This is a genomic window from Pseudomonas sp. ITEM 17296, assembly GCF_028895205.1.
GTDB lineage: Bacteria > Pseudomonadota > Gammaproteobacteria > Pseudomonadales > Pseudomonadaceae > Aquipseudomonas > Aquipseudomonas kermanshahensis.
The window spans coordinates 36,048-57,040 of the sequence record NZ_WJRS01000010.1 but is presented as its reverse complement, the minus strand read 5'-3'; the positions used below and the strand labels follow the sequence as shown (position 1 = coordinate 57,040).

Sequence of the window (20,993 nt, the reverse complement as noted above, 5' to 3'; positions counted from 1 at the left end):
CCACCTGCGGGCGGCTTTTCTTTCTCCGCTTACCGCCTCGGATGATCTCCATGCGCGCAGTAAAGAATCTTCTCGTCCTCTACACCGGCGGCACCATCGGCATGCTCGAAACCCCAGAAGGCCTGGCGCCAGCGGGTGGTTTCGAGGCGCGGATGCGCGAGCATTTCGCCCAGATGGCCGATGCACCCCAACTGCACTGGACACTGCAGGAAATGAACCCGCTGCTCGACAGCGCCAACATGCAGCAGCACAACTGGCTGGCCATGCGCGATGCCATCGTCGAGGCGGTGGACGTTGCCGGCCATGATGCGGTGCTGGTCCTGCATGGCACCGACACCCTGGCTCACAGCGCCGCGGCGTTGTCGTTCCTGCTGCTTGGCTTGCCGGTGCCGGTGCTGTTGACCGGCTCGATGTTGCCGGCCGGCGCACCGGGCAGCGATGCCTGGGACAACCTGTGCGGCGCCCTGCGCCAGTTCGAACAAGGCCTGGAAGACGGCGTGCAGCTGTACTTCCACGGGCAGTTGCTGCACGGCTGCCGGGCCTCGAAACTGCGCAGCGAGGCCTTCGATGCCTTTGCCGCGCTGCCGCGCCATCGCGACGGTGAGCGTGCCACCACCCTGCCCGCCGAGCTTGGCTACCAGCACCCGCGCCAGCCGGTCAACCTGGCGGTGATGCCGGTGTTCCCTGGCTTGCAGGCCGGGCATCTGCGGGCAGTGCTCGACAGCGGCGTGCAAGGTTTGCTGCTGGAGTGCTACGGCAGCGGCACAGGGCCCTCGGATGACCAGGCATTGCTGGACGTACTGCAAACGGCGCGTCAGCGGGGTGTGGTGCTGGTTGCGATCAGCCAATGCCCGGAAGGGTCGGTGGTGTTCGATACCTATGCGGCGGGTAACCGCCTGCGTGGCGCTGGCCTGGTCAGTGGCGGCGGCATGACCCGTGAGGCAGCGTTGGGCAAACTGTTTGCGCTGCTGGGGGCTGGGTTGGGTGCAGAAGCTGCTGAGCAGTGGTTTGCGCTGGATCTGTGTGGAGAGCGGGCTTAAGCGTCGCGCTTTAGGGCCTCTTCGCGGGTAAACCCGCTCCCACAGGTACTGCACACGTCTCAAGAACTGTAAAGCCCCTGTGGGAGCGGGTTTACCCGCGAAGAGGCCCTAAAGGGAGAAGTTAATGGCGGAAGGCAGCGGGAGTCGAACCTGCCCGGGAACGGCTGCCGTCCCCAACCGGGTTTGAAGCCCGGCCGCGCCACCGGGCGCGATTGCCTTCCTAGAACTCAGTGCCTGGCCTGCTGCTGGGCCAGGGCGCTGTCGGCGCGGATGTAACGCTGGTCGGCCACCCGGCGGGTCAGGCCGATGCGGTCGAAATACTCAAGAATCTGCACACTGCGCTTGCGACCGATGCCCAACATATCGCGAAACGCAGCCACCTGCACTACCGGCGCTTCACTCACCTGGCCAAGCAGCAGCGCGGCCATGCGCTGTACCGTCGCAGCCGGGTAGAACAGGTCCCGCACCACCTGGTGCACCAGGCCCAGCCTGGCCAGCTTGCGCATCAGCAAGCGCACATCCGTTTCGGCGCAGCCCAATTCACTGGCCAGCGTCCGCACCCACGGCGGGTCGTACTGCCCTTCCAGCAAGCGGGGTTCCAACCGCGCCCATAGCGCGTTATCGGCCTCACTCAATTGCACCTTGTGATCGGGCAGGTGCAACCACGGGCCGCTGCTGGCAACCTGCCCCTCATCAAGCAATTCATCCAGCAGGCTGACAAACGCCGGACGCTCCAGCGGCAAGGCAGCAAAGCGCCGTAAACGGTCGCGGTCCGGGCCGAGTTGGTCAGGCTCCTGCTGATGAAACAGTGCCAGCCGCTCCAGCACCTGCTGCTTCAACGCATCCCACGTCGCACGAGCAAATAGCAACGGCCCCTGGCGCGTGGCAATCACCAGAACATTCGCGGGCAACTGCCAGCTCGCACGCAGGCGGTTGAACTGTCGCTCCAGCCGCTGCGGGTCGAGCCCTGCGGGCGCGGCATCCAACAAGGCGGGTAACGCTTGCTCCAGGCCCTCGGCATCACGCAGCACCTGCAACTGGCGCAGCCGCGCCTCGCTTCGACGCTGCCGACTGGGCGCAAACGGGTCAAGTACCCACCCGCCCCCCAGCGTGCGCTGGGCGCGCTGGTCGCGCAGCACCAGCCGGTCGCCATGCACGGCCTGCAGCGGCGCGTTGAGTAGTAACTGGGCAAACATCCGCTGGCCGGCCAGCAGTGCCTCACCTTCGAGCAGCGCCACGCGGGCGGTCACATCCTGAGTGCCGAGGTGGACGTGCACAGCGCTGAAGTGCTCGAACGGGCGGGTTTCCCCCGCCAGCAACGTCAGCTCGATATCGACCCGAACGCTGGGTGCGTGCAGCCATTCGGGCACCAGCCAGTCACCCCGGTGCACCTGTTCGACGGACAACCGCTCGGCAGCGATGTTCAGCGCCACCCGCTGGCCCGCTTCGGCCATCAGCGCGGCCTGGCTCTGGGCATGCAGGCCGCGCACCCGCACGGGTTTGCCAGCCTTGCCCAACAACAGGGTGTCACCCGCACTGACCTGGCCGGCCAATGCCGTGCCGGTGACCACCACGCCAGCGCCAGACACCGCGAAGGCGCGGTCGATGGCCAGGCGAAAACCGCCGCGCACACTGCGCTGCCGCACGCGCCCTTGCGCCTGCAGCAGTGCCTGGCGCAATGCCTCCACACCCTCGCCCGTGATGCTCGACAGTGCAAACTGCGAGGCCCCCACATACGGCCCCGGCGCCAGCAGCGCGGCGATCTGCGCGTGCACTTCTGCCAGGCGAGCCGGCGCTACCCGGTCGCATTTGCTGACCGCCACTAACGCCTGAGGAATGCCCAGCAACTCGATGATCGCCAGGTGCTCGCGGGTTTGCGGCATGACGCCGTCGTCCGCAGCCACCACCAGCAACACCAGGTCGATGCCGTGCGCCCCTGCCAGCATGTTGTGGATAAAGCGCTCATGGCCCGGCACATCGATGAAACCGGTCAGTGGCGCACCTTCGGCCAGTGCGGCATAGCGATAGCCGAGGTCGATGGTCATGCCGCGCTCGCGTTCTTCCTGACGGTGGTCGCCAGCCTGCCCGGTCAAGGCCTGCAGCAGCGCCGTCTTGCCGTGGTCGATATGGCCAGCGGTACCGACGATCACTGCACCGGCCCCAGTTGCAGGGCAGGCAGCTGCGCCAGCCACTGGGCTTCATCGTCCAACTGGCGCAGGTCGAGCCACAGCGCATCGTCGTCGATACGCCCCAGCACCGGCACCGGTAACTCGCGCAAGGCGCGCTCCAGCACATGCAGGCTGCGCCCGCGCAGCTTCTTCGACACCTGCGGGCGCAGGCACAACGCGGCGCTGGGCAGGCGCGCCACCGGCTGGCTGCCGCTGCCAATCATGCCCAGTGCCGGTTCCACACTGACCGCCCATTGCCCATCGAGGCGGGCTTTGAGTTCGGGCGCCAGGCGCTCGGCCTGGGCCTGGATCTCGGCCTGGCTGCGGGTCAGCAGGCGCAGGCTGGGCAGGCGCTCGGCCAGCCGGTCCGGGTTGCGGTACAGCGCCAGCACCGCTTCAAGGGCGGCGAGGGTGATCTTGTCGACGCGCAGCGCACGTTTGAGGGGGTTCTTCTTGATCTTGGCGATCAGGTCCTTGCGCCCGACGATGATCCCGGCTTGTGGCCCGCCAAGCAGCTTGTCGCCGCTGAAGGTGACGATATCGGCGCCATCTGCCAGTGCCTGGCGCACGGTCGGTTCGGCGGGCAGGCCCCAGCGGGTAAGGTCAAGCAAACTGCCGCTGCCCAGGTCTTCGAGCAGCGGCAGTTCATGGTGATGGGCAATGCGCGCCAGCTCGGCGGTAGGCACCTGGGTCGTGAAGCCCTGGATGCTGTAGTTGCTGCAGTGCACGCGCATCAGCAGGCCGGTGCGCGGGCCGATGGCGGCCTCGTAGTCGCGCGCATGGGTGCGGTTGGTGGTCCCGATCTCGTGCAGCCGTACGCCTGCACGGGCCATGATGTCGGGGATACGAAAGGCCCCGCCGATCTCGATCAGCTCGCCTCGGGAGATGATGCCCTCCTTGCGCGCCCCCAGGCTGTTCAGCGCCAGCAGCACCGCTGCGGCGTTGTTGTTGACCACGGTGACGGCTTCGGCACCGCTCAATTCGCGGATCAGGCCTTCGATCAGGTCGTCACGGTCGCCGCGCTTGCCGGTGGCCAGGTCGAACTCAAGGTTGAGCGGGTAACGGGCGGCGGTCTGCATGGCGTCGATAGCCTCTTCCGGCAACAGGGCGCGGCCGAGGTTGGTGTGCAGCACGGTGCCGGTGAGGTTGAACACCCGGCGGACCTGGCTGCGTTGCTGGGTAGCCAGGCGCTCGCCAGTGCGGCCGAGCAGTACCTCTGCGGCCAACTCGGCAGCGCTGAGTTGGCCCAGATGGGCGGGCTCGCGCAGGTCATCGAGCAGTTGGCGCAGGGTGGCGAGTACAGCGTCGCGGCCGTGGCGGTCGATCAGCGGGAGGCAGGCCGGATGACGCAGGAGGGTGTCGATGGAAGGCAGGCGTGGGGTGTCGTTGGCGAGGCTTGAAGACATCAGGTACTACCTTCAGCTGATCCGTTGTCTGTTCTGGCCCTTTCGCGGGGCAAGCCCGCTCCCACAGAGAACTTGCTGGTTCCGAATACAGCGAAGTACCTGTGGGAGCGGGCTTGCCCCGCGAAGGGCGCGACTCGATCTTGCAGTGTAGACACTCACCCGCCACCCGGCGCCAGCAGCAGGTTTGGCGCCAGGCGATGAAACCCTTCCTCATCCAGCCGGATATCCAGCGCCAGGCTGGCCAGGTCATCGGCCAGCGGCTCGGCAGCGGCATCGTTCTCCAGATAATGCTGCTTCAGGTAGGTGTTGCACCCCGGGCAACACTCGGCCTGCAACGGCGCCTTGCCCGGCGCATGGCGATCATCCTCCAAGCTGGTATAGCGCAGGTCCTTGCTCGACTCGCAGTACACGCACTTGACCCGCACCACATGCCACTCGCAGGCACACAACGAGCAGGCCAGGTAACGCAGACCGTTATGCTTGCCACGGTTACGCACCACACCGGCCAACGCCGGCGACCCGCAGGCCGGGCACTGGGCCAGGCTGCCCGCCGGCTTGAGTTCGCAGGCCGGCAGCGCCAGCAGCCAATAGGACCAGGCGGCTTGCAGCGCCGCGCCCAGAAACGGCACAAACGCGGCCGGCACGGCATCGAACTGCCCTGCCAGCAACGCGATGCCCCAGCCCTTGCGCCGGCCGTCGTCACTGTTGCGCAGTGCCTGCAGCGCTTCAGCCAACGGCCCCGTGGCCACTTCACCGAACTGATCGAGCAACGCCTGCAGCCAGACCAGCCACGGCCCTTCGCGCACCAGGCTGTCGGCTGCCAGCGGCGGCAGCCCATGACTTATGCACAGGCGCTGGCGGTCTTCGGCCACAGGCAAAGCACCAGGCGGGTTATCCACAAGCCACTGCTGGAGGTGGCACAGCCGCGCGATCAGCCACAGGTAATCGCCAAGGGCATTACCTTCAGCCAGCAGCTCCAGCCGCTCCGCACGCAGGGCAAACAAGCCCTTGGGTGGCAGGTGCAAAAAGGGCGGCGCCACCGCCGAGGCCTCGATCTGCCCGGGTACGAGTATCGTACTCATGTACTCATCCTTCTTTACGTCCGTGATCACCCGGGGGCTTGTCGCCGGTCACCTCGCGGTACCACAGCTCATGATGTTTGCGGGCCCAGGCGCGGCTGACCCAGCCATGCAGCATGGCGCCAATGGAGCCCTTGATCCAGATACCGGCGTAGATGTGCACAATGATGCTAAGGATGAGCACAAAACCCGCCAGCGCATGCAACAAGGTAGCCAGGCGAATGGAGCCGATATCGAAGAAATGGCTGAAGTACGCGCGCCAGATGACCACACCGCTCAGCAACAGCACCAGCATGCACAGCAGCAGCGTCCAGAACAGCAGCTTCTGCCCGGCGTTGTACTTGCCAATGGGCGGCACGCCGTCTTCACGGTTGACCATCACCCGGTCGATGCGGCGCAGCCACAGGCGGTCGTTGGCGGTGATGAAGTTGGCGCGCCAGAAACGCACCACCAGGCCGAGGAAGAACACGAACATGGCCACGCCCATGAACGGGTGCAGGATGCGTGTCCACGGCCCACCGCCGAACAGGTGGCTTAGCCAGAACAGTGCCGGATGGAACAGCGCCAGCCCAGACAGCCCGGCCATGAAAAACAGAATGGCGACAATCCAGTGGTTGGTCCGCTCGTTGGCGTTGTAACGCAGGATAGGCTTGTTGTGGTTCATGGCCGTTGCTCCCCTTGCCCACCGGGCTGCTTCGGATCGTACACATGCACCGCAGGGTCCACCTGGTGCACGCTGTCATCAGGCGGCGTGGGGTGCTCGTCCTCTTCGACCCGCTGCGGGCCAACCCGCACATAGTGGAAGAACCCAGCCAGCACCGCCGCGCCCATGGCCAGCAGCGCCAGCGGCTTGGTGAAGCCTTTCCACAAGCCTACCAGCGGGCTGATCACCGGCTGGTCCGGCAGGCCGGCGTACAGCCGAGGGGTGTCGGCATGGTGCAACACGTACATCACATGGGTGCCGCCGACGCCGTCCGGGTCGTACAGCCCGGCGTTGTCGTAGCCACGTGACTTGAGGTCGACGATGCGCTCGGCGGCATGCACCTTCATCTCGTCCTTGCTGCCGAAAACGATCGCCCCGGTCGGGCAGGTTTTCACGCAGGCCGGCTCCAGCCCCACGCTGACCCGGTCGGAACACAGCGTGCACTTGTACGCCTTGTGGTCCTTCTGCGATATGCGCGGGATGTTGAACGGGCAGCCGGTGATGCAGTAGCCGCAACCGATGCAGTGGTCCTGGTTGAAATCGACGATACCGTTGGCGTGCTTGATGATCGCCCCCGGGCTCGGGCAGGCCTTCAGGCAACCGGGGTCGGCGCAGTGCATGCAGCCATCCTTGCGGATCAGCCACTCCAGGTTGCCGTCGTCGCGCTCGTGCTCGGTGAAGCGCATCAGGGTCCAGGTCTCGGCCGTGAGGTCCTGGGGGTTGTCGTAGGTGCCGTGGTTGTGGCCAACCTCGTCACGCAGCTCGTTCCACTCCGAACAGGCCACCTGGCAGGCCTTGCAGCCGATGCACTTGGTGGTATCGATCAGCTTGGCGACTTCCTCCTGCTGGCGTACCGAAGGCGGTACGGTGGTGGTGGCCGAGCGGGCGATGATGTCTTGGCTGGCCATCAGAGTTTCTCCACTTTGACGAGGAACGACTTGGACTCCGGCGTCTGGGTGTTGCCATCACCCAGGAACGGCACCAGGGTGTTGGTGAGGTAGCCGTGCCGGGTTGCCCCGGTGAAGCCCCAGTGCAACGGGATGCCGATCTGGTGCACGGTCTGGTTGTTGACCTGCAGCGGGCGAATCCGCTTGGTCACCACCGCCACCGCGTCGATATGCCCGCGCTTGCTCGACACCCGCACCCGGTCACCTGCCTTGATTCCCTTCTCGTTCGCCAGCACCTCGCCGATCTCGACGAACTGCTCGGGCTGGGCGATCGCGTTGAGCCGGCAATGCTTGCTCCAGAAGTGGAAGTGCTCGGTCAGCCGGTAGGTGGTCGCCGCGTAAGGGAATTCATCATGGGTGCCGAGGCTGTCCCACACCGAATCGAAGATGCGCCCGGCCGGGTTGCTGGTGGCCTTCTTGTTCTGCGGGTGCAGTGGGTTGATGCCGATCGGCGTTTCGAACGGCTCGTAGTGCTCGGGGAACGGGCCTTCGGCCATCTTGTCGATGGCAAAGAACCGCGCCACGCCCTCGGGGTTCATGATGAACGGGTTCATCCCGGCTTCCGGTGGCGAGTCGACCTTGAAGTCGGGCACATCGGTACCGGTCCAGGCTTTGCCGTTCCACCACACCAGGCGTTTTTTCTCTGGGTCCCATGGCTTGCCTTGCGGGTCGCTGGAGGCACGGTTGTAGAGGATGCGGCGGTTGGCCGGCCACGCCCAGGCCCAGTTCTGCACCTGGTGCATGCCGTACGGGTCGCTGTTGTCGCGGCGTGCCATCTGGTTGCCTTGCTCGGTCCAGCAGCCGGCGAAAATCCAGCAACCCGAAGCGGTACTGCCGTCATCCTTGAGCTGGCCGAAGCCCGACAACTGTTGCCCACCCTTGAGCACCGCGCCGGTCGGGTCGGTGACGTCGGTTACCGCCCAGCCGTTCATTTCCTTGGCCAGCTCCTCCGGGGACGGCTCTTCAGGGACCTTGTACGGCCAGCTGATGTTCATCAGCGCATCGGGGTAAGCGCCGCCCTCAGCCTGGTAGCGTTGGCGCAGGCGCAAGAACAGCTCGCTCATGATGTGCACATCGGTGCGGGTCTGGCCCGGGCCGTCGGCACCTTTCCAGTGCCATTGCAGCCAGCGGCTGCTGTTGACCAGCGAGCCGTCCTCCTCGGCAAAACAAGTGGTGGGCAGGCGGATCACTTCGGTCTGGATATTGGCCGTGTCGACGTCGTTGAACGGCCCGGCATTGCGCCAGAACTCCGAGGTTTCGGTGGCCAGCGGGTCCATGATCACCAGCCACTTGAGCTTGCCTAGCGCGGCGGTGACACGGTTCTTGTCCGGCAGCGCGGCAATCGGGTTGAAGCCTTGGCAGATGTAGCCGTTGACCTTGCCCTGGCCCATCATCTCGAACATGCGCAGCACGTCGTAGGCCGGCACATCGAGCTTGGGTAGCCAGTCGTAGCCCCAGTTGTTTTCCGCCGTGGCATTGGCGCCATACCAGGCCTTCATCAGGCTGACATGGAACTTGCCGTAATTCTGCCAGTAGGACAGCTGCCCAGGGCGCAGCGGCTTGGAGGCACGCTTGTCGATGAACGCGGCGTAGTCTTGCTCGGCATCACCGGCCAGGGTCAGGTAACCCGGCAGCGAGTTGGACAGCAGGCCGAGGTCGGTCAGGCCTTGGATATTGGAGTGCCCACGCAAGGCGTTGACCCCACCACCCGGCATGCCGACGTTACCTAGCAACAGCTGCACCATCGCCGCACTGCGGATGATCTGCGCGCCGATCGAGTGCTGGGTCCAGCCCAGTGCGTAGAGAATCGTCATGGTCTTGCCCGGTACCGAGCAGGTGGCGATCTCTTCCCAGATTTTCATCATGGCGTCCTGCGGCATGCCACAGGTCATGCTGGCCAGCTCCGGGGTGTAGCGGCTGTAGTGCTGTTTCATCAGCTGGAACACGCAACGCGGGTGCTGCAAGGTCGGGTCGACATTGGCAAAGCCGTCCTCACCCAGCTCGTAGCCCCAACCGGACTTGTCGGCGTACACGCGCTTGGCCGCGTCGTAGCCGCTGAACAGCCCGTCCTCGAAGCCATAGCCTTCTTTGACGATGAACGACACGTCGGTGTAGTTGCGCACGTATTCGTGCTGGATCTTGTCGGTGCTCAGCAGGTAATTGATCAGCCCGCCCATGAAGGCGATGTCGCTGCCGGTGCGGATGGGCGCGTAGTAGTCCGCCACCGAGGCGGTACGGGTAAACCGCGGGTCGACCACGATCAGCCGCGCCTTGTTGTGCGCCTTGGCTTCGGTCACCCACTTGAAGCCGCACGGATGCGCTTCTGCTGCGTTGCCCCCCATCACCAGGACCAGATTCGCGTTGGCGATATCGGACCAGTGGTTGGTCATGGCACCACGGCCGTACGTCGGGGCAAGACTTGCCACCGTCGGGCCATGTCAGACACGTGCTTGGTTATCGAACCCCAGCATGCCTGTTGCACGAACAACCTTGTGGGTCAGGTAGCCGGCCTCGCTGGAGGCGGCGGAGGCGGCGAGAAAACCGGTGGTAAGCCAGCGGTTGACGGTTTGCCCCTGGGCGTTCTTCTCGATGAAGTTGGCATCGCGGTCCTGCTTCATCAGGTCGGCGACGCGGTCGAGCGCCTCGTCCCACTCCACCCGCACCCACTCCTTGCTGCCCGGCTTGCGCACCTCGGGGTACTGCAGGCGGCTTGGGCTGTGGATAAAGTCCAGAAGGCCCGCGCCTTTCGGGCACAGGGTGCCGCGATTGACCGGGTGGTCGGCGTCGCCTTCGATATGGATGATGTTCTGTTTGACGTTCTTGCCCGCATCACCCTGGCTGTACATGATCAGGCCGCAGCCGACCGAGCAGTAGGGGCAGGTGTTGCGGGTCTCTTTGGTGTGCGCCAACTTGAAGTGACGCACCTGCTCGGCGAAGGCCGGCGTCGGGGCCATGCCCAACGCCGCCAGGCTCGAGCCTCCAAGGCCGACAGCGGCGACCTTGAAGAACTGCCGACGGTTGAGGTCCATCGTGCACTCCTGATCAGGTGGTGGACGCGCGGAACATAGCCGGCGCCTCTTGGTAGTCACGGTGGCGGGTTTTTGATGGCCGCCGATAGGTAAGACTAGTCAAGAATCGGGAAGGTGCTATGACAGGGGTCAGGGGGGGATCGGTGTGGAGGCTGACAGGTGCTCGCCATAACATCTCCAGCGGCTGTGAGATCGAGCGCCGCCCGCGCGGCGCTTCGCGGGGCAAGCCCGCTCCCACATCTGTTTCGGGCCAATTATTCCTGAGGCATTGGCGCGCGGCCCCTTGGCGCCCGCCTCGATATCGCGTCGGACAAACAAGGCGGTCGCGCGCAAATGCCACAGGCCTCACTGGCCCGAAACAGATGTGGGAGCGGCGGTGCGGCGGTCCGACTTGCCCCGCGAAGCGCCGCGCGGGCGGCGCTCGATCTCATAAGCGCCGAAAATGTTACGGCGAACACCCTGCGCGCGCACCTCTATCAAGCAGCGCCCAACGGCCTGGGCAGATTTCGCACCACATTCAGCGCCGCACTGCTCTGCGCCACCGGCATGATTTCGAGGGTGTTGATATTCACATGCGCGGGCTGCTCGGCGATCCACGCCACCGTAGCCGCGATATCCTCCGGCAGGATGGCTTCCACGTCGCGGTACAGCGCCTCCACCGCGTCCAGGTCGCCCTTCAGGCGCACCACCGAAAAGTCGGTGCCCGAGCACAGGCCCGGCTCGATATTGCTCACCCGCACGCGGGTACCGGCCAGGTCGGCACGCAGGTTGAGGCTGAACTGGCGCACGAATGCCTTGCTGGCGCCATACACGTTGCCGCCTGGATAGGGATAGGTGCCGGCAATCGAGCCGATGTTGATGATCATCCCGCTGTCTGCTTCCACCATCTGCGGCAGGATCTTGTGGGTGACCATGGCCAGCCCGGTGATGTTTGTATCGATCATCCGCTGCCAATTCTCGGCGCTGCTGGCCTGGGCGCGATCGACCCCAAGCGCCAGCCCGGCGTTGTTGACCAACAGATCGATTTGCAGCGAGGCATCACGAATCTGCTCGACAGCCGTTTCAAGCGACGCAGGGTCGGTGACATCCAACGCCAAGGGGATGAAGTTGACCCCCAGTTCACCCTCCAGCGCCTGCAGTTTGTCCATGCGCCGGGCGCCACCGATCACGCGGTAGCCCTTGGCAATCAACGTACGGCAGATGGCTCGGCCAAACCCCGAGGAGGCGCCGGTTACGAATGCGGTTTTCATCAGTTATCTCCGAGTAGGTAGGTCAAACCAGGTACTTCACGCCCAGGCTGGTGAACAAGCACAGCATCGAGAACACCAACACTTTGCGCACCACGTCGTTGCCTTTGCGCAAGGCCAGGGCACTGCCCATGTGGTTGCCGAGAATGTTGCAGGCCACCAGTGGCAGGGCCAGCAGGTACACAACCTTGCCGGCCATGATGAACGCCACCAGCGCGCCGATGTTGGAGGCGAAGTTGAAGGTCTTGGAGTTGGCCGAGCTGGAGACCAGGTCCATGCGCAGCAGGTAATGGAAAGCGATGATGAACATGCTGCCGGTGCCTGGGCCGAAGAAGCCGTCATAGAAGCCGATGGTCAGGCAGGTCAACGGCACCACGGTGTAGAGCGTGCGCGGCGACAGTTCGCGCTCCTCGACCGGGCGGTCTTTGGGGGTGAGGAAGATCAGGATGCCGAACGGGATCAAAGCCAGGATGATCTTGCCCACGGTCTCCTGGGAGATCGACACGATCAGGTGCGCCCCCAGATAAGCGCCGAGCAACGAGAACGGCACCCCGACCAGCGCCACCTTCCAAACCATCTTGCTGTTGGCCAGAAAGTTGCGGATGGCAGCCAGCGTGCCGAGTGTGCTCACCAATTTTTCTTGCCCGAGAGCCACCTGAGGCGGCATGCCCACTAACAGAAACCCAGGGACCAGGAACAACCCGCCGCCACCGGCAATGCTGTCGACGAAGCCTGCAATGAACGCGATCGCCCCCAGCATCAGGATCGCCAGCAGCCAGTGTTCCGCCCAGAAAGCGCCTAACAGTTCCATATCGTTACTTCCATCGAGTCGTTGAGAAAGATCAGGAGCGCACTTCGTAGAGGTGGTCCGCACGGGCGAAATGCACTCGGTTCAGGTCGTTGACCGCGAACAGGCGCAACAGCCAGCGGTCGGCACCGTCGTTCTGCGGCTCGAAGCCATCACGGGCATGCAACACACGCTGATTCTTGAAAATCATGAAGTCGCCCGGCAGCAGCAGGTGTGGCTCGTCGAAGCGGCGGGTCTCCAGCACACCGCGCAAGCTGGCCAGGGCTTGCTCGGCACGCAGGTTCAGGCCGTGGGTGTTCTCGCTGTCGAAACGGCACAACCACTCGCCGGCATTGCCATGCGCCAGCACGGGCAACTCGGCGGTGCATCGCCGATTGGCGGTAAACGAGTCGGGGCGGCGGATTTCGAACTGAGGCAGGCAAAGCTCACGCACGGTGGCCGACGGCAGCGCCGCCACTACCGCATCGAGGTTGACCAGCGTTGTGCTGATGCGCGGGTCGCAGCGCATGCCAAAGAACGACAGGTATTCCGGGCAGCAGGAGGCCGTGCCGAGTGGTTCGGATGACAGCGGCAGGTCGGGGTTGTCGACGTGGTAGGAAAAACGCAGCCGCGAGCCGTGGGAGCTCTTGTGGCTGGATGAAGTGCGTGCCGGAATGACATGGCGGAACAGCCGGCCGTCATTCTCCCCCTCATAAACGATCGGGTTGATGCCCATCAGGCTCTGCATGGTCAGGCTGACCAGGCAGGCAATCGGCGTGCTGCGCGGGCTGAGCACCCCCGAGTACGGCGTAGGAGGTACGTCACGGTCGCGTGGGCAATTGCGCACGATCATGCTGGTCAGTTGCGGGTCTTCGACGAAACCACGAATCTGCTGGCACAGTGCGTTGCCCAGCACCTCTTGCGCCTGATCCTTGAGCTGAGGGTAGAGCTCTTTGCTGGTTTCAAAATCGAGGGGGGTATTGTTCAGCAAGATTTGCCAGGCACTTGAGGTTACCCAAGGCAGGCGGATCTCCAGTGAAGTCTGAGGCTCGGCTCCTTGTTGCAGGTGTGCGCTTTCCATTTCGAGTGATATTCCATTGAGCTAGCTTGAGGCCATTCGGTGTCGTGCTAAGCCGGGCAGAGGCGGCAGACGTTGTCTTTTTTTGAAGCCGTTCACAGCTGTGCGATGAGATAAGTGGAGCCAGGGCGGCACCCCGCAAATTGCATCGACTCAATCATTGTAATTACAAAAATAGAATCGACTCAATTTATTTCAGCATAGCGCGAGCACATCGATTGCATCGATTCAATCAACTTATTGATTTCAAAAGATTTCTGGAAAAACCACTGAATTCCCTGAAGCAGTTCGCCGAGCGCTGCCGAAGCCGAAGGACCTTCAGTCGCTCATCTCGCCGGAAAAAGCCAGCTCAATCGATGTAATTTGCCTACAAGAAAACACAATTACTCCTATCAGACCTTTCGTGCTAGGCTTCCGCGTTCTTGCAGCCTTTGGTGCCATTTCTATGTGGGTTCCTCACTACAGCGACCTGGCGCAGCCGGTCTATCTGATGATCGCCGACGCCCTTGAACAGGACATCGGCAGCGGCCGACTGACCGCTGGCGATCGCCTGCCGACCCTCAAGGACTTGGCCGAATCATTGAACGTGACGCCTGGCACCATTGGGCGCGCCTATGACGAAGCCGCCAAACGGGGCCTGGTGGTGGGCGAGGTCGGCCGCGGCACCTTTGTGTTGCAGCAACGCCCGGCGCATGCGCCAGCCTCGGCAGCACGCCCCATGCCTGCGCCAGCCGAGCGCGAGAGTGGCCAGATCGACCTTTCGATCATCAAACCCAATGACGCGCACATGACCGACTGGTTGCGCGGGGCAATAAACGAACTGGCAGCATCTCCCGACCTGGCCCAGGTGCTCGATTACGTCACCGAGGGTGGCCACGCGACGCACAAGCAGGCCGGTGCGGCCTGGATTCAACGCTGGCTACCCGAAGCGAACTGGCAGCAGGTGGTGCTGACCTCGGGCGCCCAACACGGGCTGCTGGTGGCCATCAGCAGTTTGTCCAAGAACGATGACGTCATCCTGTGCGAGTCATTCTGCTACCCGGGCATCATTTCCCTGGCGCACAGCATGGGGCGCCGCCTGCGCGGCGTGGCCATGGACGAGCACGGTTTAATTCCCGAGGCCTTGCGCGCGGCGTGCCTGGAACACCGCCCTTCCCTGCTGGTGTGCGTGACCACCCACCAGAACCCCACCAACTCGATCATGCCCCACGCGCGCCGTGAAGCCATCGCCGAGATCGCCCGCGAGTTCGACCTGTTCATCGTCGATGACGATATCTATGGCTTCCTTGAACCTGCACCTGACTACAAGCCGTTGGCGGCCTATGCCCCAGAGCGCTCGGTGTACCTGACCAGCTTGTCCAAAAGCGTGCTCCCCGCGCTGCGGATCGGTTACCTCTATGCCCCGCCCCAAACCCTTTCGCGGCTCTCGTCGATGGTGCGCAGCAGCGTCTGGATGCCCTCGCCGTTGATGGCGCAACTGGCCAGCAACCTGATCAACAGCGGCATGGCCGACCAACTGGTGCAGGTGCAGCAGGACGAAGCGGCCGCGCGCCAGCAAATGGCCCGTGAGATCCTGGGTAACTACAAGGTCCGCAGCCAGCCCAATAGCTTCCATCTCTGGTTGGAGCTGCCCGAGCCATGGACCAGCGACGAATTTGCCAACCTGGCGCGCAACAATGGCGTCACCGTGGTCAGTGGCAGTCAGTTCCTGCCGGAGCGCAGCGCTGCCACCTGCGGCGTGCGTATCGCACTGATGACGCCAAGCCGCACGGAGTTGGGCTTTGCCCTGACCAAGCTGGTCAGCTTGCTGGATTCGCCGGAGCCGCGGCTTTTTTACTAGGGCCGGTGTAGCCAGCTCCACAACTCTGGACAGGCGCTCTTGCGCCTTGCATAAAAAAACCCAGAGCAATTTGCCCTGGGTTTTCGCTGTAGCTCGACGCTAACCGCTCTGATCAGAACGGAATATCGTCATCAAAGCTGTCAAAGTCAGCCGCCGGCTGCGGCGCTGGCTGCTGCGGCGCTGGGCGCTGAGGAGCCTGTTGCGGGCGCTGGGCCTGCTGACGTGGTGGCGCCTGGTTGTATTGTTGCTGCTGGCCACCCTGGTTGTAGTTGTTGCCACCACCCTGGTTGTACTGGTCGCCGCCACCTTGCTGGTTCTGCGGACGGCCGCCCAGCAGCTGCATGGTGCCGTTGATGTCGACGATGATCTCGGTGGTGTAGCGCTTGATGCCGTCTTTTTCCCACTCGCGGGTCTGCAGCTTGCCTTCGATGTACACCTGCGAACCCTTGCGCAGGTATTCGCCGGCGATTTCGGCAACCTTGCCGAACAGCGACACACGGTGCCACTCGGTACGCTCGACCTTCTGGCCCGACTGCTTGTCGGTCCACTGCTCGCTGGTAGCCAGGCTCAGGTTGGTCACGGCGTTACCGTTGGGCAGGTAGCGGACTTCGGGATCCTGGCCACAGGTGCCGACCAGAATGACTTTGTTAACCCCACGGGCCATAACGTTCTCCTAGGCTTCGCACGCCGAAGAGGCTGGGTTTACCAGACGCTCGAGGGTCGTACGGTCCAAAATTTTCGTATCCAGTTTGATATAGATGGCGGCTTCTTCTGCCACCACAACGGCGTCGGTCACACCCGGCACGGCCATCAGGCGTTCGGTCAACCCGGCTTCCCGGACTGCCTCGGGCGTCAGCGGCATGCGCAGGCTGGTCACATACGGCGGCTCGTTCATGCGCAATGCGACGACCAACCATACGGCACACAGCAGCGCGCAACCGAGAAACACCATGTTCAGCCCACCGTGCTGGAACAACCAGCCACCGAGGATGCCCCCCAGGGCGGCGCCCAGGAACTGGCTGGTGGAGTACACCCCCATCGCCGTTCCCTTGCCACCCGCAGGCGACACCTTGCTCACCAACGAAGGCAGCGAGGCTTCCAGCAGGTTGAATGCGGTAAAGAATACCACGGTGCCAATCACCAGTCCGCGCAAGTTGTCAGCCCACTGCCAGAAGAACACCTCGACCAGCAGCAACACACTGACCGCTCCGGCCAGTACGCGTTTCATCTTGCGCTTTTTTTCGCCGTAGATGATGAACGGGATCATTGCAAAAAATGAGATGAACAGCGCGGTCAGGTAGACCCACCAGTGCTCTTCCTTGGGCAGGCCGCCACGCTCGACGAAGGCCAAGGGCAGTGCGACGAAGCTGGCCATGAGGATGGCGTGGAGGATGAAGATACTGATGTCCAGGCGCAGAAGGTCCGGATGGCGCAGGGTCGGGCCCAGTGCCTGGCGGGCAACGCCTGACTCACGGTGTTGCAAGGTGCTGTGAGTGCTAGGCACGACGAAGGCGATCAGCAGGGTGCCCACCAGCGCAAGCCCTGCCGTGGACAAGAACAATCCTGACAGCCCGTAGGCACGGGTCAACAGCGGGCCGACGACCATGGCGACGGCGAACGACAGGCCGATGCTCATGCCGATCATGGCCATGGCCTTGGTGCGATGCTGTTCCCGGGTCAGGTCGGACAGCAGTGCCATGACGGCGGCGGAAATCGCCCCCGCGCCCTGCAGAATGCGCCCGGCGATGACGCCCCAAATAGAGTCGGCCTGGGCCGCCAGCACGCTGCCCAGGGCGAAGATCACCAGCCCCAGGTAAATTACCGGGCGCCGGCCGATGCGGTCGGACACCATGCCGAACGGGATCTGCAGGACCGCCTGGGTCAGGCCGTAGGCGCCAATGGCCAGGCCAATCAGCGCGGGGGTGGCACCGGCCAGGTCCATGCCGTAGGTGGCCAGCACCGGCAAGACCATGAACATGCCCAGCATACGAAAGGCAAAGACCAGGGCCAGGCCGCCTGCGGCGCGGGTTTCGCTGCCACTCATGCGCTCGTTGTGGGTGTCGTGCATGGATTAACCTCGTGTGAACCGGCGGCGATTCTATCAGTCCGACAGCTTGACGGCATATACGCGACGCTTTGCCGCGTACTGGCAGCGCGCCGTATACTTCTTTGTTTATGCCCGCCGAGCGAGGCCGCAGTGGACAAGATCCTGATTCGTGGGGCACGTACCCACAACCTGAAGAACATCGACCTGACCCTGCCGCGGGACAAGCTGATCGTCATCACCGGCCTGTCCGGGTCCGGCAAGTCCTCCCTGGCGTTCGACACACTGTACGCCGAAGGCCAGCGCCGTTATGTCGAATCCCTGTCGGCCTATGCCCGGCAGTTCCTGTCGATGATGGAAAAGCCCGACGTCGACACCATCGAAGGCCTCTCCCCGGCCATTTCCATCGAGCAGAAGTCGACCTCGCACAACCCCCGCTCCACCGTGGGCACCATCACCGAGATCTACGACTACCTGCGCTTGCTTTACGCCCGCGTTGGCACGCCGCGCTGCCCGGACCACGACATCCCGCTGGAGGCGCAGACCGTCAGCCAGATGGTCGACCTGGTACTGGAGCGCCCCGAAGGCAGCAAGCTGATGCTGCTGGCACCGGTGATACGCGAGCGCAAGGGCGAGCACCTGGCAGTGTTCGACGAGCTGCGCGCCCAGGGCTTCGTCCGCGCGCGCGTCAACGGCAAGCTCTACGAGCTCGATGAGCTGCCCAAGCTGGATAAACAGAAGAAGCACAGCATCGATGTGGTGGTAGACCGCTTCAAGGTCCGCACCGACCTGCAGCAGCGTCTGGCCGAGTCGTTCGAGACGGCACTCAAATTGGCCGACGGTATCGCCTTGGTGGCGCCGATGGACGACGAAGAAGGCGAAGAGATGATCTTCTCCGCCCGCTTCGCCTGCCCGGTCTGTGGCCATGCGATCAGTGAGCTGGAGCCCAAGCTGTTCTCCTTCAACAACCCGGCCGGTGCTTGCCCGACCTGTGACGGCCTGGGGGTCAAGCAGTTCTTCGACACCAAACGCCTGGTCAACACCGAGCTGACCCTGGCCGAGGGCGCTATACGCGGCTGGGACCGGCGCAACGTCTATTACTTCCAGATGCTTGGCTCGCTGGCCGCGCACTACGGGTTCAGCCTTGAGGCGCCGTTCGGCGAGCTGTCGGCCGAGCACCAGAAGGTGATCCTGCAAGGCAGCGGCAAGCAGAGCGTCGACTTCAAATACCTCAATGACCGCGGCGACATCGTCAAACGCTCGCACCCGTTCGAAGGCATCGTGCCGAACCTGGAGCGGCGCTACCGCGAGACCGAGTCGGCCACCGTGCGTGAAGAGCTGGCCAAACTGCTCGGCACCCAACCCTGCCCTGACTGCCGCGGCACCCGTCTGCGGCGCGAAGCTCGGCACGTGTGGGTGGGCGAAAAAACCCTACCGGCCGTCACCAACCTGCCGATCGGTGAAGCCAGCAGCTACTTCGGTGAGCTGACCCTGACCGGGCGCCGTGGCGAAATTGCAGCGAAAATTCTCAAGGAAATCTGCGAGCGCCTGCAGTTTCTGGTCAACGTCGGCCTGGACTACCTCACCCTGGACCGCAGCGCCGACACACTGTCGGGTGGTGAGGCCCAGCGCATCCGCCTGGCCAGCCAGATCGGTGCGGGCCTGGTCGGGGTGATGTACATCCTCGATGAACCGTCCATCGGTCTTCATCAACGTGACAACGACCGCTTGCTGGCCACCCTCAACCACCTGCGCGACCTGGGCAATACGGTCATCGTGGTGGAACACGACGAGGACGCTATTCGTTTAGCCGACTATGTGGTGGACATCGGCCCGGGTGCCGGGGTGCATGGTGGCCAGATCGTCGCCGAGGGCACGCCCGAGGAGGTCATGGCGCATCCTGACTCGCTGACTGGCAAATACCTGTCCGGGCGCAAGAAAATCGTCGTCCCAGCCAAACGCACGCCACGCGACAAAAAACTCTCGCTGAAGCTCAAGGGCGCGCGCGGTAACAACCTGCAGAACGTCGACCTGGAAATCCCGATTGGCCTGTTGACCTGCGTAACGGGCGTGTCGGGTTCGGGCAAATCGACCCTGATCAACAACACCCTGTACCCGCTCGCCGCTACCGCGCTCAACGGCGCGAGCAGCCTGGAAGCCGCGCCGCACAGCAGCATGGATGGCATGCAGCACCTGGACAAAGTGGTGGATATCGACCAGAGCCCGATTGGCCGCACACCGCGCTCGAACCCGGCAACCTACACCGGCATTTTCACGCCGATCCGCGAGCTGTTCTCGGGTGTTCCAGAATCGCGCTCACGCGGCTACGGCCCAGGGCGCTTCTCGTTCAACGTCAAGGGCGGCCGTTGCGAGGCCTGCCAGGGCGATGGCCTGATCAAGGTCGAGATGCACTTCCTGCCCGATATCTACGTGCCGTGCGACGTGTGCAAGAGCAAGCGCTACAACCGCGAAACCCTGGAGATCAAGTACAAGGGCAAGAACATCCACGAGGTGCTGGAAATGACCATCGAGGACGCCCGCGAGTTCTTCGACGCGGTCCCGGCGTTAGCGCGCAAGCTGCAAACCCTGATGGACGTAGGCCTGTCCTACATCAAGCTGGGCCAGTCGGCGACTACCTTGTCGGGCGGTGAGGCTCAGCGGGTGAAGCTGTCCCGCGAGCTGTCCAAGCGCGATACCGGCAAGACCCTGTATATCCTCGACGAGCCAACCACGGGCCTGCACTTTGCCGATATCCAGCAGTTGCTCGATGTGCTGCACCGCCTGCGCGACCACGGCAACACCGTGGTGGTGATCGAGCACAACCTGGACGTGATCAAGACCGCCGACTGGCTGGTGGACTTGGGGCCGGAAGGTGGCTCCAAAGGTGGGCAGATCATTGCCAGCGGTACACCGGAAGAACTGGCCAAGATGAAGCAGTCCTACACCGGGCATTACCTCAAGCCGCTGTTGGAGCGTGACCGGGCCTGATCCGCCTGTGCATAAAAAAGCCCCTGGCACCGTAAGTGCCAGGGGCTTTTTATGACTGTGGATAACTTACATCTGCGACTGCAGGTAGTTCTCCAGGCCGATAACCTTGATCAGGCCCTGCTGCTTCTCCAGCCAGTAGGTGTGATCTTCTTCGGTATCAGCCAACTGCGCGCGCAAGATGTCGCGGCTGATGTAGTCCTTGTGCAGCTCGCACAGCTCGATGCCTTTGCACAGCGCGGCGCGGACCTTGTATTCCAGCTTAAGGTCGGCTTCGATCATCTCCGGCACAGTGCTGCCCACTTCGAGGTCATCCGCGCGCATGTCGGGGGTGCCTTCGAGCATGAGGATGCGGCGCATCAGCGCGTCGGCGTGCTGCGTTTCTTCTTCCATCTCGTGGTTGATGCGCTCGTAGAGCTTGGACAGGCCCCAGTCTTCATACATACGCGAGTGAATGAAGTACTGGTCGCGTGCTGCCAGTTCGCCCTTCAGCAACGTGACGAGGTAGTTGATTACGTCCGGGTGACCTTGCATCGCCCTGCTTCTCCATGTGAAAACATCAATGGACATAGTGTGAACCACGTTTTGCTCGCGGTCACTGAAAAACGCGCAATTAGATGCAAAAAATCGGTTAAACAGT

General features: G+C 63.5%; 15 protein-coding genes and 1 tRNA gene. 3 read left to right on the top strand and 13 right to left on the bottom strand.

Going from position 1 to position 20,993, the window contains the following annotated elements:
- The first annotated feature begins 50 nt into the window (after positions 1-50).
- The gene (locus tag GIB19_RS13565) at positions 51-1,040 is read left to right on the top strand and encodes an asparaginase (RefSeq protein ID WP_274886804.1); all 990 of its coding nucleotides are present in this window, start codon (positions 51-53) and stop codon (positions 1,038-1,040) included.
- A gap of 125 nt (positions 1,041-1,165) precedes the next feature.
- On the opposite strand, the gene GIB19_RS13560 is transcribed toward GIB19_RS13565, so the two are convergent.
- The 10 genes from GIB19_RS13560 to GIB19_RS13515 all read right to left on the bottom strand — a co-directional run bounded on the left by GIB19_RS13560 (position 1,166) and on the right by GIB19_RS13515 (position 13,487).
- Positions 1,166-1,261, bottom strand: a tRNA-Sec gene (locus GIB19_RS13560).
- Positions 1,262-1,267: 6 nt separating this feature from the next.
- Positions 1,268-3,190 carry a selenocysteine-specific translation elongation factor gene (gene selB / locus GIB19_RS13555; RefSeq protein WP_274886803.1) on the bottom strand — a complete coding sequence of 641 codons (1,923 nt, stop codon included), beginning with the start codon at positions 3,188-3,190 and terminating at the stop codon, positions 1,268-1,270.
- The gene (gene selA / locus GIB19_RS13550) at positions 3,187-4,614 is read right to left on the bottom strand and encodes an L-seryl-tRNA(Sec) selenium transferase (protein WP_274886802.1); all 1,428 of its coding nucleotides are present in this window, start codon (positions 4,612-4,614) and stop codon (positions 3,187-3,189) included. The genes selB and selA overlap by 4 nt, the downstream gene beginning before the upstream one ends.
- A gap of 155 nt (positions 4,615-4,769) precedes the next feature.
- On the bottom strand, positions 4,770-5,696 hold the full coding sequence (fdhE, locus tag GIB19_RS13545) for a formate dehydrogenase accessory protein FdhE (protein ID WP_274886801.1): 927 nt from the start codon (positions 5,694-5,696) through the stop codon (positions 4,770-4,772).
- Between the two features lie 4 nt (positions 5,697-5,700).
- Positions 5,701-6,357 carry a formate dehydrogenase subunit gamma gene (locus GIB19_RS13540; RefSeq protein WP_099428202.1) on the bottom strand — a complete coding sequence of 219 codons (657 nt, stop codon included), beginning with the start codon at positions 6,355-6,357 and terminating at the stop codon, positions 5,701-5,703.
- Positions 6,354-7,304, bottom strand: coding sequence for a formate dehydrogenase subunit beta (gene fdxH, locus GIB19_RS13535; protein ID WP_027594885.1), 951 nt, complete (start codon positions 7,302-7,304; stop codon positions 6,354-6,356). The genes GIB19_RS13540 and fdxH overlap by 4 nt, the downstream gene beginning before the upstream one ends.
- The gene (gene fdnG / locus GIB19_RS13530; protein WP_155951438.1) at positions 7,304-10,372 is read right to left on the bottom strand and encodes a formate dehydrogenase-N subunit alpha; all 3,069 of its coding nucleotides are present in this window, start codon (positions 10,370-10,372) and stop codon (positions 7,304-7,306) included. The genes fdxH and fdnG overlap by 1 nt, the downstream gene beginning before the upstream one ends.
- Positions 10,373-10,848: 476 nt before the next feature.
- The gene (locus GIB19_RS13525) at positions 10,849-11,622 is read right to left on the bottom strand and encodes an SDR family NAD(P)-dependent oxidoreductase (protein WP_027594882.1); all 774 of its coding nucleotides are present in this window, start codon (positions 11,620-11,622) and stop codon (positions 10,849-10,851) included.
- 22 nt (positions 11,623-11,644) lie between these two features.
- Entirely contained in the window at positions 11,645-12,430 is a 786-nt protein-coding gene (locus tag GIB19_RS13520) for a sulfite exporter TauE/SafE family protein (RefSeq protein ID WP_027594881.1), read from the bottom strand.
- A 31-nt stretch (positions 12,431-12,461) separates the two neighbouring features.
- Positions 12,462-13,487, bottom strand: coding sequence for a TauD/TfdA family dioxygenase (locus tag GIB19_RS13515; RefSeq protein ID WP_027594880.1), 1,026 nt, complete (start codon positions 13,485-13,487; stop codon positions 12,462-12,464).
- Positions 13,488-13,929: 442 nt separating this feature from the next.
- On the opposite strand from GIB19_RS13515, the gene GIB19_RS13510 reads away from it, so the two are divergent.
- A complete protein-coding gene (locus tag GIB19_RS13510; RefSeq protein WP_099428201.1) occupies positions 13,930-15,324 on the top strand; it encodes an aminotransferase-like domain-containing protein in 1,395 nt (464 codons plus the stop codon).
- A 112-nt stretch (positions 15,325-15,436) separates the two neighbouring features.
- Here GIB19_RS13510 and GIB19_RS13505 read toward each other — a convergent pair whose 3' ends face one another.
- Together GIB19_RS13505 and GIB19_RS13500 are read right to left on the bottom strand one after the other, a co-directional pair.
- Positions 15,437-15,988 carry a single-stranded DNA-binding protein gene (locus GIB19_RS13505; RefSeq protein ID WP_027594878.1) on the bottom strand — a complete coding sequence of 184 codons (552 nt, stop codon included), beginning with the start codon at positions 15,986-15,988 and terminating at the stop codon, positions 15,437-15,439.
- 9 nt (positions 15,989-15,997) lie between these two features.
- A complete protein-coding gene (locus GIB19_RS13500) occupies positions 15,998-17,392 on the bottom strand; it encodes an MFS transporter (RefSeq protein WP_085274033.1) in 1,395 nt (464 codons plus the stop codon).
- Positions 17,393-17,521: 129 nt separating this feature from the next.
- Here GIB19_RS13500 and uvrA point away from each other — a divergent pair, with 129 nt between their 5' ends.
- Positions 17,522-20,356: an excinuclease ABC subunit UvrA gene (gene uvrA, locus GIB19_RS13495; protein WP_027594876.1), complete on the top strand. Its 2,835-nt coding sequence runs from the start codon at positions 17,522-17,524 to the stop codon at positions 20,354-20,356.
- 66 nt (positions 20,357-20,422) lie between these two features.
- Here the strand turns inward: uvrA and bfr are convergent, their stop codons facing one another.
- The gene (bfr, locus tag GIB19_RS13490; protein ID WP_008089766.1) at positions 20,423-20,887 is read right to left on the bottom strand and encodes a bacterioferritin; all 465 of its coding nucleotides are present in this window, start codon (positions 20,885-20,887) and stop codon (positions 20,423-20,425) included.
- Positions 20,888-20,993 lie beyond the last annotated feature (106 nt).

What these genes read in the sequence shown, in the direction of transcription:
- GIB19_RS13565 (WP_274886804.1), top strand. Translation starts at nt 51, where the DNA reads ATGCGCGCAGTAAAGAATCTTCTCGTCCTCTACACCGGCGGCACCATC.
- selA (WP_274886802.1), bottom strand. Translation starts at nt 4,614, where the DNA reads ATGTCTTCAAGCCTCGCCAACGACACCCCACGCCTGCCTTCCATCGAC.
- fdhE (WP_274886801.1), bottom strand. Translation starts at nt 5,696, where the DNA reads ATGAGTACGATACTCGTACCCGGGCAGATCGAGGCCTCGGCGGTGGCG.
- GIB19_RS13540 (WP_099428202.1), bottom strand. Translation starts at nt 6,357, where the DNA reads ATGAACCACAACAAGCCTATCCTGCGTTACAACGCCAACGAGCGGACC.
- fdxH (WP_027594885.1), bottom strand. Translation starts at nt 7,304, where the DNA reads ATGGCCAGCCAAGACATCATCGCCCGCTCGGCCACCACCACCGTACCG.
- GIB19_RS13525 (WP_027594882.1), bottom strand. Translation starts at nt 11,622, where the DNA reads ATGAAAACCGCATTCGTAACCGGCGCCTCCTCGGGGTTTGGCCGAGCC.
- GIB19_RS13520 (WP_027594881.1), bottom strand. Translation starts at nt 12,430, where the DNA reads ATGGAACTGTTAGGCGCTTTCTGGGCGGAACACTGGCTGCTGGCGATC.
- GIB19_RS13515 (WP_027594880.1), bottom strand. Translation starts at nt 13,487, where the DNA reads ATGGAAAGCGCACACCTGCAACAAGGAGCCGAGCCTCAGACTTCACTG.
- GIB19_RS13510 (WP_099428201.1), top strand. Translation starts at nt 13,930, where the DNA reads ATGTGGGTTCCTCACTACAGCGACCTGGCGCAGCCGGTCTATCTGATG.
- GIB19_RS13505 (WP_027594878.1), bottom strand. Translation starts at nt 15,988, where the DNA reads ATGGCCCGTGGGGTTAACAAAGTCATTCTGGTCGGCACCTGTGGCCAG.
- GIB19_RS13500 (WP_085274033.1), bottom strand. Translation starts at nt 17,392, where the DNA reads ATGCACGACACCCACAACGAGCGCATGAGTGGCAGCGAAACCCGCGCC.
- bfr (WP_008089766.1), bottom strand. Translation starts at nt 20,887, where the DNA reads ATGCAAGGTCACCCGGACGTAATCAACTACCTCGTCACGTTGCTGAAG.